The 16,375-nt window shown below is 60.1% G+C and carries 10 protein-coding genes and 1 pseudogene; 9 read left to right on the top strand and 2 right to left on the bottom strand.

All coding sequences use genetic code 11. The features are described 5' to 3' along the window. The first annotated feature begins 114 nt into the window (after positions 1–114). The 4 genes from AC1DWM_RS01175 (at position 115) to AC1DWM_RS01160 (ending at position 3,073) form a co-directional block, all read left to right on the top strand. Entirely contained in the window at positions 115–561 is a 447-nt protein-coding gene (locus tag AC1DWM_RS01175; protein WP_046032207.1) for a DUF411 domain-containing protein, read from the top strand. Beyond that, entirely contained in the window at positions 561–995 is a 435-nt protein-coding gene (locus tag AC1DWM_RS01170; protein WP_223520637.1) for a YqaA family protein, read from the top strand. The genes AC1DWM_RS01175 and AC1DWM_RS01170 overlap by 1 nt, the downstream gene beginning before the upstream one ends. A gap of 85 nt (positions 996–1,080) precedes the next feature. After that, positions 1,081–2,106, top strand: coding sequence for an alpha/beta fold hydrolase (locus tag AC1DWM_RS01165; protein ID WP_223520639.1), 1,026 nt, complete (start codon positions 1,081–1,083; stop codon positions 2,104–2,106). Between the two features lie 13 nt (positions 2,107–2,119). Further along, on the top strand, positions 2,120–3,073 hold the full coding sequence (locus AC1DWM_RS01160; protein ID WP_477794460.1) for a D-2-hydroxyacid dehydrogenase family protein: 954 nt from the start codon (positions 2,120–2,122) through the stop codon (positions 3,071–3,073). Between the two features lie 304 nt (positions 3,074–3,377). Here AC1DWM_RS01160 and AC1DWM_RS01155 read toward each other — a convergent pair whose 3' ends face one another. Beyond that, a complete protein-coding gene (locus AC1DWM_RS01155) occupies positions 3,378–3,737 on the bottom strand; it encodes a DUF6124 family protein (protein ID WP_477794459.1) in 360 nt (119 codons plus the stop codon). A 444-nt stretch (positions 3,738–4,181) separates the two neighbouring features. Further along, complete coding sequence (locus tag AC1DWM_RS01150; protein ID WP_477794458.1) at positions 4,182–7,253, bottom strand: WD40 repeat domain-containing protein; 3,072 nt, start codon at positions 7,251–7,253, stop codon at positions 4,182–4,184. Positions 7,254–7,393: 140 nt separating this feature from the next. On the opposite strand from AC1DWM_RS01150, the pseudogene AC1DWM_RS01145 reads away from it, so the two are divergent. From AC1DWM_RS01145 to AC1DWM_RS01125, 5 genes and pseudogenes are all read left to right on the top strand, one after another. Further along, positions 7,394–7,522, top strand: a pseudogene (locus AC1DWM_RS01145) (D-2-hydroxyacid dehydrogenase family protein); the annotation flags it as partial. A 582-nt stretch (positions 7,523–8,104) separates the two neighbouring features. Beyond that, positions 8,105–9,691: a glycogen synthase GlgA gene (gene glgA / locus AC1DWM_RS01140; RefSeq protein ID WP_477794457.1), complete on the top strand. Its 1,587-nt coding sequence runs from the start codon at positions 8,105–8,107 to the stop codon at positions 9,689–9,691. 13 nt (positions 9,692–9,704) lie between these two features. Next, on the top strand, positions 9,705–11,501 hold the full coding sequence (treZ, locus tag AC1DWM_RS01135) for a malto-oligosyltrehalose trehalohydrolase (protein ID WP_477794456.1): 1,797 nt from the start codon (positions 9,705–9,707) through the stop codon (positions 11,499–11,501). Further along, positions 11,498–13,576 (top strand): 4-alpha-glucanotransferase, encoded by a 2,079-nt coding sequence (gene malQ / locus AC1DWM_RS01130; protein ID WP_223520647.1) that lies wholly within the window; start codon positions 11,498–11,500, stop codon positions 13,574–13,576. Before treZ ends, malQ begins: the two co-directional genes overlap by 4 nt. Next, positions 13,573–16,365, top strand: a complete 2,793-nt coding sequence (locus AC1DWM_RS01125) for a malto-oligosyltrehalose synthase (protein WP_223520650.1) — start codon at positions 13,573–13,575, stop codon at positions 16,363–16,365. Before malQ ends, AC1DWM_RS01125 begins: the two co-directional genes overlap by 4 nt. Positions 16,366–16,375: the final 10 nt, after the last annotated feature.

Genomic DNA, 16,375 nt, shown 5'->3' with positions numbered 1-16,375 from the left:
CTCCCACATGGGTCCGCATTGCTTATGTATCACTTCGAAACAATCTCGCCGCTTTTTGTTGGCTAAACTGGTCAAAATGCCCGTTTTTGACCGCCACCCGAGTCGAGATCCCCCATGCGAACCCATCTGCGTCTGGCCGCCCTGAGCGCCCTTCTCATTTCCTCCCTGGCCCAGGCCGCCGACCTGATCCCCATCGAAGTCCACCGCGACGCCAACTGTGGCTGCTGCAAAAAATGGATCAGCCACCTTGAAGCCAACGGCTTCAAGGTTGAAGACCATGTCGAAACCAACATGAGCGAATTCAAGCAACAACACGGTGTGCCGCCGCGTCTGGCTTCGTGCCATACCGCTCTGATCAACGGCAAGTTTGTCGAAGGCCATGTCCCGGCAGACCAGGTGCTGGCCCTGAGCAAACGTGACGACCTGCTGGGCGTTGCCGCGCCGGGCATGCCCATGGGCTCCCCCGGGATGGAAATGGACGGCATGAGCGATGCCTACCAAGTGATCGGCCTGAAAAAGGACGGCACTGATGTCGTGGTGGCGGACTACCCCGCCCATTGATGTCAGGTGCTTACTTCGGGCTGTTTTTCGCCGCGTTCGGTGCGGCGACGCTGCTGCCGTTGCAGTCCGAAGCGGTGCTGGTGGGGTTGTTGCTCAGCGACAAATACTGGGTCTGGTCGCTATTGGCCGTCGCCACGCTGGGCAACGTGCTCGGTTCGTTGGTGAACTGGTGGCTGGGACGCGGTATCGAACGGTTTCGGGAGCGGCGCTGGTTCCCGGTCAGCCCAAGTCATCTGGAAAAAGCGCGAAAGCATTATCAGCGCTACGGCCATTGGTCTTTACTACTGAGTTGGGTGCCAGTCATCGGTGACCCGCTGACGCTGGTGGCCGGCGTCATGCGCGAACCCTTGGGGCGATTCTTGTTAATCGTGACTTTGGCCAAGGCCGCCCGTTACGGCGTGCTGGCATTGGCCACGCTGGGCTGGATGGGTTGAACGATCAAGCACGGCGATTGCCTGTGTTTAATCTCGCCCTAATCAGGCCGATCCAGCATCGGCCGGTTTCCTATGGAGTTCACCCATGCCCCTTGCCCTCTCCCGATGGCTGCCCAGCCTGTTACTGTCCGCCGCGCTGCCCGTCCTCGCCCACGCCGAAGGGCCGGAATATGGCCCTGAACTGCAGGGCTTCGAATACCCCTACACCGTCAAGCACTTTGCCTTTGAGTCCCAGGGTAAATCCTTGCAAATGGGTTACATGGACGTCGCCGCCCATGGCAAGGCCAACGGTCGCAGTGTCGTGCTGATGCATGGCAAAAACTTCTGCGGCGCGACCTGGGACAGTTCGATCAAAGCCCTCAGCGAAGCCGGCTACCGGGTCATCGCCCCGGACCAGATCGGTTTTTGCACCTCCAGCAAACCCGACCACTATCAGTACAGCTTCCAGCAACTGGCGACCAACACCCAACAACTGCTCAAGGCCCTGGGCATTCAAAAAGCCAGCCTCCTCGGTCACTCCACCGGCGGCATGCTCGCCACCCGGTACGCGTTGCAATACCCCGAGCAAGTCGAACAACTGGCGCTGGTCAATCCCATTGGCCTGGAAGACTGGAAAGCCCTCGGCGTGCCCTACCGCACCGTCGATCAATGGTACGAGCGCGAACTGAAGCTCAGCGCCGATGGCATCCGCACCTATGAACGCAACACCTATTACGGTGGCCGCTGGAAGCCGGAATTCGAGCGTTGGGTCGACATGCTCGCAGGCCTGAACAAAGGCCCGGGGCATACGCAAGTCGCGTGGAACTCGGCGCTTATTTACGACATGATTTTCACCCAACCGGTGTACTACGAATTCAAAGACCTGAAGATGCCGACGCTGTTGCTGATCGGAACGTCTGATACCACGGCGATCGGCAGTGACATTGCCTCGCCCGAGGTCAAGGCGAAGCTCGGTCATTACGACGTGCTCGGCAAGCAAGTGGCCCAACTGATTCCGCAGTCGACCCTGGTCGAATTCCCCGGCATGGGCCATGCGCCGCAGATGGAAGAACCGGCGCAATTCCACAAGGCCTTGCTTGACTGGCTGAACAAAACCAACCCGGTTCATTGATGAGGTAACGCTGATGGCGGTGCAGATTGCGGTAATCGATGACTGGCAGGATGTCGCGCGCGACGTGGTGGACTGGTCAGTGCTGGACAGCGTTGGCGAGGTCAGTTTTGTTCACGACTACCCGGCCGACAACGAAACCCTGGCCGAGCGTCTGGGCTCCTATGAGGTGATCTGCGTGATGCGCGAACGCACCTGGTTCGATGAGGACCTGTTGCGCCGGTTGCCAAAACTCAAGCTGCTGGTCACCGGCGGCATGCGCAACGCTGCGCTGGACTTCAAAGCGGCCGCTACTTTGGGCATTCAAGTCTGCGGCACCGACAGCTACAAACACGCCGCGCCGGAACTGACCTGGGCGCTGATCATGGCCGCCACCCGCAACCTCGTGGCCGAAGCCAACGCCTTGCGCGCCGGTCTATGGCAGCAAGGACTCGGCGGGGATTTACACGGCAAAACCCTGGCGATCCTCGGGTTGGGCAGCATCGGCAAGCGCGTCGCTCAGTTCGGGCAAGTGTTCGGCATGCGGGTGATTGCCTGGAGCGAAAACCTGACCAGCGACGCGGCTGCCGAAGTCGGCGTGACCTATGTCAGCAAGCAGGAATTGTTTGAACAGGCCGACGTGCTGTCGGTGCATCTTGTGCTCAGTGAGCGCAGCCGTGGCCTGGTCGACGCCCAGGCGCTGGACTGGATGAAACCCACGGCGCTGCTGGTCAATACCGCCCGTGGGCCGATTGTGGATGAGGCGGCGCTGGTCAAGGCGTTGCAGAAGAATCGCTTGGCCGGGGCGGCCCTGGATGTGTTTGAAGTGGAGCCATTGCCTGAACATCATCCGTTCAGGACCCTGGAGAATGTGTTGGCGACGCCGCATGTCGGGTATGTGAGTCGGCAGAACTATCAGATGTTCTTCTCGCAGATGATCGAGGATATTCAAGCGTGGTCGGCGGGTAAGCCGATTCGGTTGTTCACCTGATACCGAGTTATCGTTCTTCGCTGGCAAGCCAGCTCCTACAGGGTATACGCGAACCCGGTAGGAGCTGGCTTGCCAGCGAAGAGGCCCGACCAAACACCACAAACTCAGCGGTCAAACGCAACTGCAACTCAACCAGCCGCCACAACCACAACTGTGGCGAGGGGGCCTGTCGGAACGCCGCACCGTCCCGCTGGGTTGCGAAGCAACCCCAAAACCATTGAACTCGGCGTGCCTGAAGGAATGCGTTGTCAGTGTTGGGGGCCGCTACGCAGCGGGAGCAAGCGCCCTCGCCACAAGTACTTCGTCAGGACTGCGGATCGACGTTATCCAGCATCCGGTTCACCGCCAGCTCACCCAACATGACAGAGTGTTGAATCCCCAGCAGGGTGTGGCGCTGTGGGCCATTCAGTTGCCCAGCGAAATCGCTCAACATCACACTCGCTGACGCCAACGTTTCACAGGCGTTGACCAGCAGGGTTTCGTTATCAGTGTCTGGCCCGACGAAGTAGATGGTGCTGGGTTTGCGCGGGGTGTCTTTGGGGATGACCGGTTTGAGGTAGTAATCGAGGGCGCGGTCGGCGGCGGTGTTGAGTTTTTTGGGATCGGTGGATTCGTACGGGGAAACGTCGTCGGTTTCGGGCGGGTTGGGTGTGATCTTGAACATAGTGAAACTCCTACAAAAAATGGAGCCACCAAGACCTGTCGCTAAACAAGTGAGGGTGGCGGCTGCACGCAGGTTAGCGAACCGGGTGTAGGCGCCCGGCAGATCCGAAGATCTCCCGCGCACAGCCGCCATGACAACTATCGCAAACATGAACAGTCTGCAAGAGAGTTTGGAGCGCTGTTGCGCCTACAAAGGTTCGGGTCGCTAAACCCGATCGCTGAATTGTCAGCGACCGGGAAACAATAGAGCCCGGCCCTTAGGCGCACAAGCCGGCGGATTCTGGCGCAGTCGTAGGCAACGACGCAAGGATGTGTAGCCTGAGAGAGTGTCTGGAGATGTTTTTTAAACATCTCCGTTTAACTGCTCATTTAGTTACATGGGACAAAAAATCGGGCAGGCAAAAATGCTTCCCCGTTTCCTCGTCCCCTTAACATCACCATTCGCTTATCCGATGGCCATGACCATGACCGTGTTTCGACTCGTATTACTGACATAGGCCAGAGTACCGTCAGGGCTGATGGCGATTGCTCCCGTATCACCGTCGACCTGTATCGTTTTCTCCACTCTCAGGCTTGCGATATTAACGACAACGATCGTTTTGGCATGGGTTACATAAACGCGAGTGCCGTCGGGGCTTATAGCAAGATGTCTGAAATAGCGCTGAAGAGGAATGGTTCCAATAGGAACGGTTCCGATCACCGTCCAGCTCACCGCGTCAATGACCGCCACCCCAAATTTTTCCTCACAGGCAACTGCGCGAGTGCCATCCGCACTGACGACAATTCTGCCCCCACCAATCCTGACAGGAAGAGTCTTGATGACTGTCTCGCTAACTGTATTGAAGACCGCTAGACCACCATTGACAGGACCGACAAGTGCCCGCGTACCGTCCGGGGTGAGAGCAATGCTCAGTGGCTGATCGCTTTGCCCGAGGGGCACCGCCTTGATCACCGTCTGAGTGACGGTATTCACGATCAGAACGCCGTTGCCTGTTGTAGTGCTCGCACCAAAGGAGAAGTAGGCGCGGGAGCCATCCGGGCTGAGGGCAACATCACCGCCCGAGCCATTTCCTGGGGTTCCAATCGTCCGGAGGAACGCTTGGCTCACGGGATCATAGAACGAGATCGTCCCGCCAGTGTAATCGGCAGTAACAAGGCGCTTCTCGTCACGACTGATGGCGATAGCGAGTGCCCATCTCCCTCCCCCCCGAATAACTTTGATGACCTTCTGATTAATCGTATCAATGACCGTAATCGTGCTTTGAGATTCGTTATGGCATGCATAGGCGCGTGAGCCGTCTTGATTCAGGACCATTTCGGACAGCCATGGGTCCACTGAAATCTGCTGAACCACCCCGAGAACAGTCACTATCGCCTTATCGGACAGCTCCCCGCTGGATACGATCAAGTCGTAGATCCCGGGAGTACTGTGCCCCTTCACGCCACTGACCGTCACCGTGCCATCCGAAGCCGTAGTGAACTCACGCGCACCGCTACCACCATCAGCGAAGGTAAATCCGTTCGGAAGGGTCAGCGTAAGTTTGCCATTCACCACTGGCTGACCGTTGTCATTGGTGAGGCGCAGCACGATGTCCTTAACCTGACCTGCCGGATCAATAACGTAAGGCGGGTTGGTGAAGGCAGGATTGCCAACCTGCACCGCACGAACGGTATAAACCTGCACCGGAAACCTGACCATCGTGGCAGCGTCAGCCTTCTTCTCGAAGCTCACACCAAAGGTAATGGTCAACCTCGAACCGTCCTTGAGCGTTTTTAGCCACGCAATGTCCGCTGCCGTGGTCAGCCCCGACGTGGAGGCATGCGGCGCGCCCGCCCAAAACACCTTTCCCGTCGCGTCGCCCTGCTTGTCGAAACCGTCATAACGCAACCAGATGCAGTGGTTCAACACCTGAAGTAACCACGCGGCCACCCTCAATTGAGCCGAGCCCTGCATCTGCGCCACATCCAGCTCGCCATCCCCTGTTGCGCCGTCAATCGTCGGCTTACTCAACCGCGGATCGTCATTCGCAATCCGGTTCACGGTCAGAACCAGTGGCGCCGATTCGGCCACCGGCTGATCGCCCTTAATCAACTTCCAGGCCAACTGCGGCACCTTGCCGTGCCACAACCCGAGGAAAGTGGCATCGAGGGTGAACAGGGCAACTTTCTGATCCAGCGGTTGATCGACAAACGCGGGCGAGTCCGGCAACGGATTCAGCAAAAACAGTCGCGCCTTGTCACCGGGCACAGCCGCTGCATAGTCGACACGCACGCTCACGCCTTGGGGGTAGTTCAGTGGGTCGAAGGGGTTGGGAGCGGATGGCAAGGTGGGCGGGGTCAATTCAATCGTACTTTCACCCACCACCCTCGCCGTGGCCACTCGCGATTGGCCAAGCGGTGTTTCGCCTCTGAACACTTCATATACCACTGTGACGCTGTAGCCGGAGATGAGCTTGTCATTCGGCACTTCCAGCACACAAGGCATTTTCTGGCCAAGCTTACCCTCAACCACGCCGCTCACCGTCACCACGATGTCGGATTGCCCGGATAACTTCGCGGTATACACCGCCACGATTCGGTCGCCGATACTGATGCGGCTGTCCTCGGTCTTGACGAACACCGACAACGGCTTGCTGCCCAGTTTTTCCAGTTCGATGAGGGTTGAATCGTCACCGGGATAGTCGTCGAGATTTTCCAGCAGAATCGGCATCGCGAAGCGCTGGCCGGCCAGGTCCACATCGACGATGTGTGCGGCTGACCATGGCGCGTCTGTATCAGGGCCATTCCCGATTTGGTCGGTAACGGTGAACGAAAACACAAATTGAGGATGGTCTTTGGCAGCCTCCAGGTCTGCGCGTGTCACGGTGAAGCACACCGTCACCGGGGTGTCCGAACCTTGCGCCGGTGCTTGACTTGGGGTCACGGTATGCAAGACGTCATAACCGTTGCAGTTCAGTCGAATGAGGTCGTGAGCCCGGCAATACGGGTAGCGCACGCATACCTGAACGCCGGCGACGGGGAAGTCTGGGCCGACGCCGTTTTTGATCGCGTCGGGCAGGAGCAATTCCAGTCGGGAATGATCATGCGGTGGCCCCGGTGTCGTGTCCTGATTGCCCGGCCGGATGTCGTTATACAGGATTTCCAGCGGTGGTTCGGAGGAGCCTTGGTTTTGACTGTTACGAATCACGGTGTACGTCATACGGTTGACGATGTCCGGCTTCAGGTGGAGTTTCGGAAGATTTATCCGTGTGTCGGAAGACTCGGTTTCAGTCTGTGCGCTGGCAATGTTGGGTTGTCCATTCAAGTTGAGCTGGACGGTATCGTTCGGCGCCTGACTCAGGTACGCAGCCACCAATACCTGGGCACCCATGGGCGGCAGGTCTACCACATGGATGGGGGCACCACAGTGCGCGCCTACCACTGGTTTTGTGCTGCCGAGCACCTCGGGCGGAAACAGTGCCAGCACGGTGTTATCGGACGAAATGTCAACGGGTGGCTGGCTGAATTCAACAGTCATGAAAACGCTCCTGCATCGGACGTGGCTGGCCTGGTTTCGGCGCAACAATTGGAGCGATCACACACGGATTGGCAGTGGGCTGGCTACTGTCAAATCTGACAGTAGCGACAAGTGGTCAAGCCCTTGAACGGTGGGAGGATCTGAAAAACGTGCTGGCGACGCCCCATGTCGGGCATGTGAGCCGGGAGAACTACCAGTTGTTCTTTTCGCGGAGGATCGAAGATATTCAGGCGTGGTCGGCGGGGAAACCAATTCGGGTTTTCACTTAGGACCGAGTCAAATTCTTCGCTGGCAAGCCAGCTCCTACAGGGTATGCGCGAACCCTGTAGGAGCTGCGGTGCGACGATTCGACTTGCCAGCGAAGGGGCCATCAAGCACACCCAACAAACTGAATCTAACGCACCGCAACAGTGCAACCCCACCGCCCAACCCGCCCACTTTTGTGACTTGCCAGTCCTGTTTTGACCCACCTCCAAAAATAAACCTGCACTTCGTCGGTGCGGTCACCCCTTCGTCACGCGGTTCTTTTACCCTCTGAAAACTGATTGTCGAACAATTTCACCAGATGACCCGCCCCGCTCTAGGATCTGGCCTAGACTCATTTTCGCGAGGTAAAACCGGTCGGTCATCTGGTTGTAAAAAACTCGAAACTTTCAGTCTTGGCCATGGGTCAGGGTAAAGGTAGGGCCAACGCGACTGGTGCATTCCTTGCAACGGCCCCTCCACCCATCTGCTTCACCGCATTGGGCAGCATTTGCTACCGATGCGTGCGCGTTTGCGCACGGCCACAGGATTTGGCCACACCGTTTGTGCCAGACCTAAGAATTAGATCAACACCACGGGAGATTCATATGACAAGTGCGGCTTTAGATATTCAGGGTGAACGTGCTCAGCAGCAGGTCGGCGAATCGAGCGTCGTCAATGCACCGAGCGCGCAATCAATCAGCGTCCCTGGCACCAAGACGCTGACACCGGCTGCCAGTCAGAATCCGAACAGAAAGAAAGTGTTGTTTGTCACCTCCGAGATTGCCGATCTGGTTAAGACCGGCGGTCTGGGCGACGTTTCCGCCGCACTGCCACGCGCCATGTCGCACCTGCACGATGTGCGGGTCCTCATCCCCGGCTACCCGCAAGTGCTGCACAGCGAAAACCCGATCCACATCATTGGTGAACTGGGTGGGCACGCCGCACTGCCAGCCTGCAAGATCGGGCGCATGGACATGCCGGACGGTCTGGTCATCTATGTGTTGATCTGCCCTGAGCTCTACGAGCGAGAAGGTTCGCCTTACGGCGCCAACAATGGCCGCGACTGGCCAGACAACCACATTCGTTTCGCCCGCCTGGGCCTCGCTGCTGCGGATATCGCCGCCAATCTCGCACAAATTCACTGGTGCCCGGATCTGGTGCACGCCCATGACTGGCCGGCGGGCCTGGCGCCGGCCTACATGCACTGGCGTGGGCAGCGCACCCCGACCCTGTTCACCATCCACAACCTGGCCTACCAGGGCGTGACCAGCCTCGGCTCGTGCCCCGAGCTGGGGATTCCCGCGCACGCCCTGCAACAGGAAGGCATGGAGTTCTACGGCAAGATGTCGTTCCTCAAGGCCGGCATGGCCTATTCGAGCCACATCACCACCGTCAGCGCCACCTATGCCCAGGAAATCACTACGCCGGCCTTCGGCTGTGGCCTCGACGGCTTTCTCGCCGCCAAGACCCAGCAAGGCCTGCTCAGTGGCATCCCCAATGGCATCGATGAAAGCTGGGACGCAGCGACTGATACACACCTGTTCCGTCCCTTCAGCATCGGTGATTGGGACGGCAAAGCCGTCAACGCCGCGCATGTACGCGAACTGTTCGGCCTGGCTGATTCTGAAGGTCCGTTGTTTGCCGTGGTTTCGCGTCTGGTCTATCAGAAAGGCCTGGACCTGACCGAAGCGGTCTCCGAATACATCGTCAAATCCGGAGGCCAGATTGCAATCATCGGCCGTGGCGAGCCGGAGGAAGAACAAGCCATGCGTGAACTGGCCCTGCGTTTTCCAGGGCAGATCGGCGTGCGCATCGGCTTCAACGAAACCGACGCCCGGCGCATGTTCGCCGGCAGCGATTTCCTGCTGATGCCCTCGCGTTATGAACCCTGCGGCCTGAGCCAGATGTACGCCCAGCGCTTCGGCTCGTTGCCGGTAGCACGCAACACCGGCGGCCTGGCCGACACCATTGAAAACGGCGTGACCGGTTTCCTCTTCGATGAATCCACGGTCGAGAGTTATCAGGAGGCCCTGAGCCGCGCGTTCAAGGTGTTCGCCTTCCCCGACCTGCTCCATGCCATGCGGTGCCGGGCCATGGCCGCGCCTTTCAACTGGTGCAAGGCGGTGGAACCCTACGCCGAACTCTACGAACAGCTTGTGGCTAAGGCTTTGGGTAAATCGGGCCGACAGTAAGAGGTTTTCAACGATGCCGTTACGGACCCTTGAGACCTGGCCCCACGGCGCAATCATGCTGGACGCAGAGCACACGCGTTTTGCCTTGTGGGCGCCTGATGCGTTTTACGTCAGTGTCGAACTGGAAAATGGACAATCCCTGCCGTTGCTGCCTCAGGCTGACGGCTGGTTCGTGATCAAGACCCGCTGCCCGGCGGGGACCCGTTACCGCTACAACATCGATGGCGAGCTGGAGGTGCCGGACCCGGCCTCCCGCGCGCAAGCCGGGGATATCGACAGCCACAGCGTGGTGGTCGATCCGCTGGCCTATCAATGGCAACACAACACCTGGCACGGTCGGCCATGGAACGAGGCGATCATCTACGAGCTGCACGTCGGTGTGCTCGGCGGTTTCAGTGCCGTCGAGCAACATCTTTCGCGCCTCGTCGAACTCGGCATCACGGCGATTGAACTGATGCCCTTGGCGCAATTCCCCGGTGAGCGCAATTGGGGTTACGACGGCGTCCTCCCTTACGCACCCCAGGCATCCTACGGTTCGCCCGAACAACTCAAACACCTGATTGACACCGCCCATGGCCTCGGCCTGGCGGTGATTCTCGACGTGGTTTACAACCACTTCGGCCCGGATGGCAATTACCTGCACCACTACGCCAAGGGCTTTTTCCGCGAAGACAAGCACACGCCGTGGGGGGCGGCCATCGACTTCCGGCAGCGTGAGGTGCGGGACTTTTTCATCGACAACGCGTTGATGTGGCTACTGGAGTATCGCTTTGACGGTTTGCGCCTGGACGCGGTGCACGCCATTGAAAGCCCGGACTTCCTTGAAGAACTGGCCCAACGTGTTCGCCAGCAAACCGAGCCCACACGCCATGTGTGGCTGATGGTGGAAAACGAACACAATGAAGCCAGCCTGCTGGAACAGGGTTTCGATGCGCAGTGGAACGATGACGGTCACAACGCCCTGCACGTGTTGCTGACCGGCGAAACCGACGCCTACTACGCCGATTACGCCGAGCAGCCCACCGAACAACTCGCTCGCTGCCTGAGCCAGGGTTTTGTGTTTCAGGGCCAACTCAACCGCCACGGTAAGCCGCGAGGTGAGCCCTGTGGTCATTTGCCGCCGACTGCCTTTGTGCTGTTTCTGCAAAACCATGACCAGATCGGCAACCGTGCGTTAGGCGAACGGCTGCATCAACTGACCCACCCTGATGCGCTTTACGCCGCCACCGCATTACTGCTGTTGTCGCCGATGATCCCGCTGATGTTCATGGGAGACGAATTCGCAGCGCAGGCACCGTTCCTGTTTTTCACCAGCCACCACGGTGAACTCGCAGAACAGGTGCGCGAAGGTCGACGCAACGAGTTCGCGGCGTTCAGCGCCTTTGCCGATCCGCACAAGCGTGAGCAGATTCCCGACCCAAATGCGCCCCAGACCTTTGAAGCGTCGCAACCGAAGCTGAACGCCAGCGCTCTGCCGGCCATTCACGATGTGTATCGCCACCTGTTGCAGCTGCGCCACCAGCACCTCATCCCTCGCCTGCCTGGTACCCAGGCACTGGGCGCCCATGTGTTGGGGCACGGTGCGGTGAGCGCACGCTGGCGGCTGGGCGATGGCAGTGAGCTGCGCATTGACCTGAACCTCAGCGACACGCCGGTGGTCCACACCCCAGAGGTCGACACCATCTTACTGTTCGAACACCCGCCCCATTCAGCCGGCCTGTTACGCCAGGGCAAACTTGCCCCGTATTGTGCGTTAGTCAGCCTCACCGCCGCAGCCCCTTTGCTACCCCCGGATGGAGAGCGCCCATGAGCGATGCGCAACTTGAAATACTGGCCAGCCGCGCAGGCCTGGCCGTCGATTGGATCGACGCCAATGGCCGCCCGCAGAAAGTCGGCCCGTCAGTCTTGCGCGCCGTGCTCACGGGCCTGGGGCATCCGGCCGGCAGCGCCCAGGAAATCGACGCGAGCCTGCTGGAACTGCAAGCCGCCCAGCAGACCCACCGCCTGCCGCCGCTGATGACGGTTGACGTCGGTGTCGGTCTCGATCTGGCGCGCTACTTTGAACCCGAAACGCCCTGCGACGTTCATCTCGAAGACGGCTCGCGGATCTACCTGAAGCTCGATGCACACGCGGTGCTGCCGGGGTTGATTCCGGTCGGCTACCAGCATGTCAGCATCGATGGGCAATCCTTCACCCTCGCCGTGGCACCTGAACGCTGCTATAGCGTCGGCGATGCCGTGGACAATCCGATCCCGCGCACCTGGGGACTGAGCGTGCAGCTGTACTCACTGCGGCGTGCCGGCGATGGCGGTTTCGGCGATACCCAGGCACTGGAAGACCTCGCCCGGGTGGCCGGTGAACGCGGCGCCGAAGCGTTGGCGATCAGTCCGTTGCACGCGATGTTCGGCAGCGACACCCAGCGCTACAGCCCTTACTCGCCCTCCAGTCGCTTATTTCTCAACAGTCTTTACGCCGCGCCCGGCGCCATCCTCGGGGAGCGGGCGATGCGCACGGCGATTGACGCCACCGGGCTCGCCGCCGAACTGCAGCAGCTTGAAGAACGGCCGTTGATTGACTGGCCCGTGGCCGCGCACGCCAAACACCGAATTTTGCAGGCGTTGTACGACGGCTTTATTCACGGCGAACACCCCTTGCATGAAGACTTCAGCAGTTTCCGCCATGCCTCGGGCGAAGCACTGGAAAATCATTGCCGCTTCGAAGCTCTCCAAGAAGCCCGCGCCACCCTGGGAGAAAGCCTCGACTGGCGCGAATGGCCCGAACAATGGCGCGACCCGCGCAGCGTCGCCCTTGCCGAGTTCGCTGAAGAGAACGCCACACGCATCGGCTTCTTCGCCTTCTGCCAGTGGCTGATCACCCGTTGTCTTGAGCGCGCGCAAGCCGCCGCCCGCAGTGCCGGCATGAGCATCGGGCTGATTGCCGACCTCGCCGTCGGTGCCGATGGCGGCGGTAGTCAGGCCTGGAGTCGCCAGGACGAACTGCTCGCCTCGCTGACGGTGGGTGCGCCACCGGACATCCTCAACCGCACCGGCCAGGGCTGGGGCATTTCCGCGTTTTCGCCCGAAGGTCTGGTGCGCAACGGGTTTCGCGCGTTTATCGAAATGCTGCGCGCCAATTTCGCCCACGCCGGCGGCCTGCGGATCGACCACATCATGGGCCTGCAACGGCTGTGGGTGATCCCCAACGGCGCGCCTCCCCGCGATGGTGCCTATCTTTACTACCCCGTCGACGATTTGCTGCGTCTGCTGACGCTCGAATCCCATCGTCATCAAGCCATTGTGCTGGGCGAAGACCTCGGCACCGTGCCTGACGGCCTGCGGGAAAAACTCATCGCGCGCTCGATCCTCGGTATGCGTGTGTTGTTGTTTGAACAGGATAACGCCCACTTCAAGCCCATCCTCGACTGGCCGGATAACGCGCTGGCGACCACCAGCACCCATGACTTGCCGACGCTCAATGGCTGGTGGCATGGCCGCGACATCGACTGGCACGCCCGCCTCGGCCTGACAGACGCCAGCGGCGAAATCGAATGGCGCCAACACCGCGAGCGCGAACGTGAAGGCCTGCGTCGGGTGTTGAGCGAAGACCCACAGAACTTTCGTGAGGAGTCCTACGAAACCGATCAGGTGCTCGACGCCAGCGTCCGGTTCCTCGGGCATACCCGCGCGCCCTTGGTGTTGCTGCCACTGGAAGATGCCTTGGGCATTGAACAGCAGGCGAACCTGCCCGGTACCATCGACACCCACCCCAACTGGTCACGGCGCCTGCCCGGCGACAGCGAAGCCCTGCTCGATGACCCTGACGCGGCCCGGCGCCTGGAACTGCTTGCCTGCGCGCGGCTTCAAGCGGGCGAGCGTGACCAATGACGGCACCGTTTATCCAATCACCGCGGGCGACCCTGCGGCTGCAATTTCATAAAGGCTTCACCCTGGATCAAGCGGTGCCACTAGTGCCGTATTTCGCCCGTCTGGGGATTAGCCACGTCTATGCCTCGCCGCTGCTGGCTGCTCGCGCCGGGTCCATGCATGGCTACGACGTGGTGGACCCGACCACCGTCAACCCTGAGCTGGGTGGCGAAGCGGCGCTGCGGCGTCTGGTCCATGCCCTGCGCGAACAGCGGATGGGGTTGATCCTCGACATCGTGTCCAACCACATGGCCGTCGGTGGCGCTGATAACCCCTGGTGGCTGGACTTGCTGGAATGGGGGCGTTTGAGCCCGTTCGGCGAGTTCTTCGACATTCAATGGCACTCGCCGGACCCGTTGATGGAAGGTCAGTTATTGCTGCCATTCCTGGGGAGCGACTACGGCATTGCCTTGCAGGACGGCACCCTGCCCTTGCGCTTCGATGCGCAGGACGGCAGCTTTTACGTGCAGCATTACGATCACCGCTTCCCGATCTGCCCGATGCATTTTGGCGAATTGCTGCCCATGGATGTCGAACCGCTTAAATCGCTGGCGGAGCGCTTCACCACCTTGAGTTATCAGACCGACGCTCACAGTCTGGCGGTGCCGCTGAAAGCCGGATTGCGCGAACTGGCCTGTGATCCGGCGATGCACCAGGCCATCGAACAACACCTCAGCGCTTACGACTCACTCACCCCCGATGGTTTCCAGCGTTTGCACACCCTGCTTGAACGCCAGAGTTACCGGCTGGCGAGTTGGCGCACGGCAGCGGATGACATCAATTGGCGGCGTTTTTTCGATGTCAACGAACTGGGCGGCTTGCGCGTCGAGCGGCCGGCCGTGTTCGAAGCCACCCACGCTAAAATCTTCGAACTGGTGGCGCAAGGGCTGGTGGACGGTTTGCGCATCGACCACATCGACGGCCTCGCCGATCCCCGTGGCTACTGCCGCAAACTTCGACGCCGGGTCGATAGCCTGTCACCGGGTCGACACCTGCCGATCTACGTCGAGAAGATCCTCGGCGAAGGCGAAACCCTGCACCGCGACTGGTCGGTGGACGGCACCACCGGTTACGAATTCATGAACCAGCTGTCGCTGTTGCAACACGACCCGCAAGGCGCCCAGACCTTGGGCGAACTCTGGCAGCGCTTCAGCGAACGACCTGCCGACTTCCGCCAGGAAGCCCAATTGGCACGCCAGCAAATCCTCAACGGCTCGTTGGCCGGTGATTTCGAAAGCGTTGCCCAGGCCTTGCTGCAAGTGGCCCGGGACGACTTGATGACGCGCGACCTGACCCTCGGTGCGATCCGCCGGGCGTTACAGGAATTGATCGTGCACTTCCCGGTTTACCGCACGTACATCAGCCCCCGTGGCCGCTCAGCTGAAGACGATGTATTTTTCCAGCAAGCCATGGACGGTGCGCGGCAAACCCTCAGCGAAGCCGACTGGCCGGTGCTCGATTGCCTGGCCGGCTGGCTCGGTGGTGCCCCCTGGCGCAAACGCCCGGTAGGTCGTCAGCGCAAGATCCTCAAGCATGCCTGCGTACGCTTTCAGCAACTGACGTCACCGGCCGCCGCCAAAGCGGTCGAAGACACCGCGTTCTATCGCTCGGCGGTGCTGCTGTCACGCAATGATGTCGGGTTCAGCACCGAACAGTTCAGCGCCCCGCTGTCCGACTTTCATGCCGCTTGCGTCAATCGCCTGGCCGAATTCCCGGACAATCTGCTGGCCACCGCCACCCACGACCACAAACGCGGCGAAGACACTCGTGCCCGTTTAGCCGTGCTGAGTGAACGCAGCGCCTGGTACGCCGAGCAAGTCTCGCTCTGGAGAACGCTCGCCCGGCCGCTGCGCGAAGACGAGCAGATGCCGACGGCGGGCGATGAGTTGATCCTGTACCAGGCGATCCTCGGCAGCTGGTCGTTGACCCTGCGGATTGACGATCAGCCTGCACTTGAGGACTACGCCAAACGCCTCTGGCAGTGGCAACAAAAAGCCTTGCGCGAAGCCAAGCTGCAAAGCAGTTGGAGCGCGCCGAACGACGCCTATGAACACGCGATGCAGGTGTTTATCGAGCGTCTGTTTTTGGCCCCCGAAGGTGAGCTGTTACGCGCCGCCCTCGGCCAAGCGGTTCAGGCCATCGCCGCACCCGGCGCCCTCAATGGATTGGCGCAAACCTTGCTGCGAATGACCGTGCCGGGGATACCGGATCTCTATCAGGGTAACGACTTCTGGGACTTCAGCCTGGTGGATCCGGACAACCGCCGTCCGGTGGATTACGCCAGCCGTCAACGGGCCCTTCAAGCAACACCGGACGTGCCCGAACTGCTGGCGAACTGGCGTGACGGGCGCATCAAGCAGACGCTGATCGCCGAGGTGCTGAACCTGCGGGCCGAGCATGCCGAACTGTTTTCGCGAGGGACGTATCAAGCCCTTGAAGTGATCGGCAGCCAGGCACATCGAGTGCTGGCTTTTGCTCGCTCGCTGGAAGGCAAACGCGCCATCGTGATCGTACCGATACGCTGCGCCGAACTACTGAAAACCGATCTGCTAAAAAACAGTGCTGAACCAAGGATAGATGCGCTGCAGTGGGGCGATACACGGGTCAAATTACCGTTCACCGCCTCTGATGAAAATCTGAAGGGACTTTTTTCCAGCGTTGCAGTCACAAAACACAGGGAGCTGAACATCAGCGCTGCGCTGGAGATTGTCCCGGTCAATCTCTTTATCCAACACTTTACCCAAGCTTGAGTTCAGTTCA

This window comes from Pseudomonas sp. P4_C8, from assembly GCF_056401975.1.
The sequence above is the reverse complement of the archived record's forward strand: the minus strand, read 5'-3'. Positions and strand labels throughout refer to the sequence as shown.

Excerpts from the sequence above, each read along its gene's own strand:
- AC1DWM_RS01175 (WP_046032207.1), top strand. The coding sequence starts at position 115 with ATGCGAACCCATCTGCGTCTGGCCGCCCTGAGCGCCCTTCTCATTTCC.
- AC1DWM_RS01170 (WP_223520637.1), top strand. The coding sequence starts at position 561 with ATGTCAGGTGCTTACTTCGGGCTGTTTTTCGCCGCGTTCGGTGCGGCG.
- AC1DWM_RS01165 (WP_223520639.1), top strand. The coding sequence starts at position 1,081 with ATGCCCCTTGCCCTCTCCCGATGGCTGCCCAGCCTGTTACTGTCCGCC.
- AC1DWM_RS01160 (WP_477794460.1), top strand. The coding sequence starts at position 2,120 with ATGGCGGTGCAGATTGCGGTAATCGATGACTGGCAGGATGTCGCGCGC.
- AC1DWM_RS01155 (WP_477794459.1), bottom strand. The coding sequence starts at position 3,737 with ATGTTCAAGATCACACCCAACCCGCCCGAAACCGACGACGTTTCCCCG.
- AC1DWM_RS01150 (WP_477794458.1), bottom strand. The coding sequence starts at position 7,253 with ATGACTGTTGAATTCAGCCAGCCACCCGTTGACATTTCGTCCGATAAC.
- glgA (WP_477794457.1), top strand. The coding sequence starts at position 8,105 with ATGACAAGTGCGGCTTTAGATATTCAGGGTGAACGTGCTCAGCAGCAG.
- treZ (WP_477794456.1), top strand. The coding sequence starts at position 9,705 with ATGCCGTTACGGACCCTTGAGACCTGGCCCCACGGCGCAATCATGCTG.
- malQ (WP_223520647.1), top strand. The coding sequence starts at position 11,498 with ATGAGCGATGCGCAACTTGAAATACTGGCCAGCCGCGCAGGCCTGGCC.
- AC1DWM_RS01125 (WP_223520650.1), top strand. The coding sequence starts at position 13,573 with ATGACGGCACCGTTTATCCAATCACCGCGGGCGACCCTGCGGCTGCAA.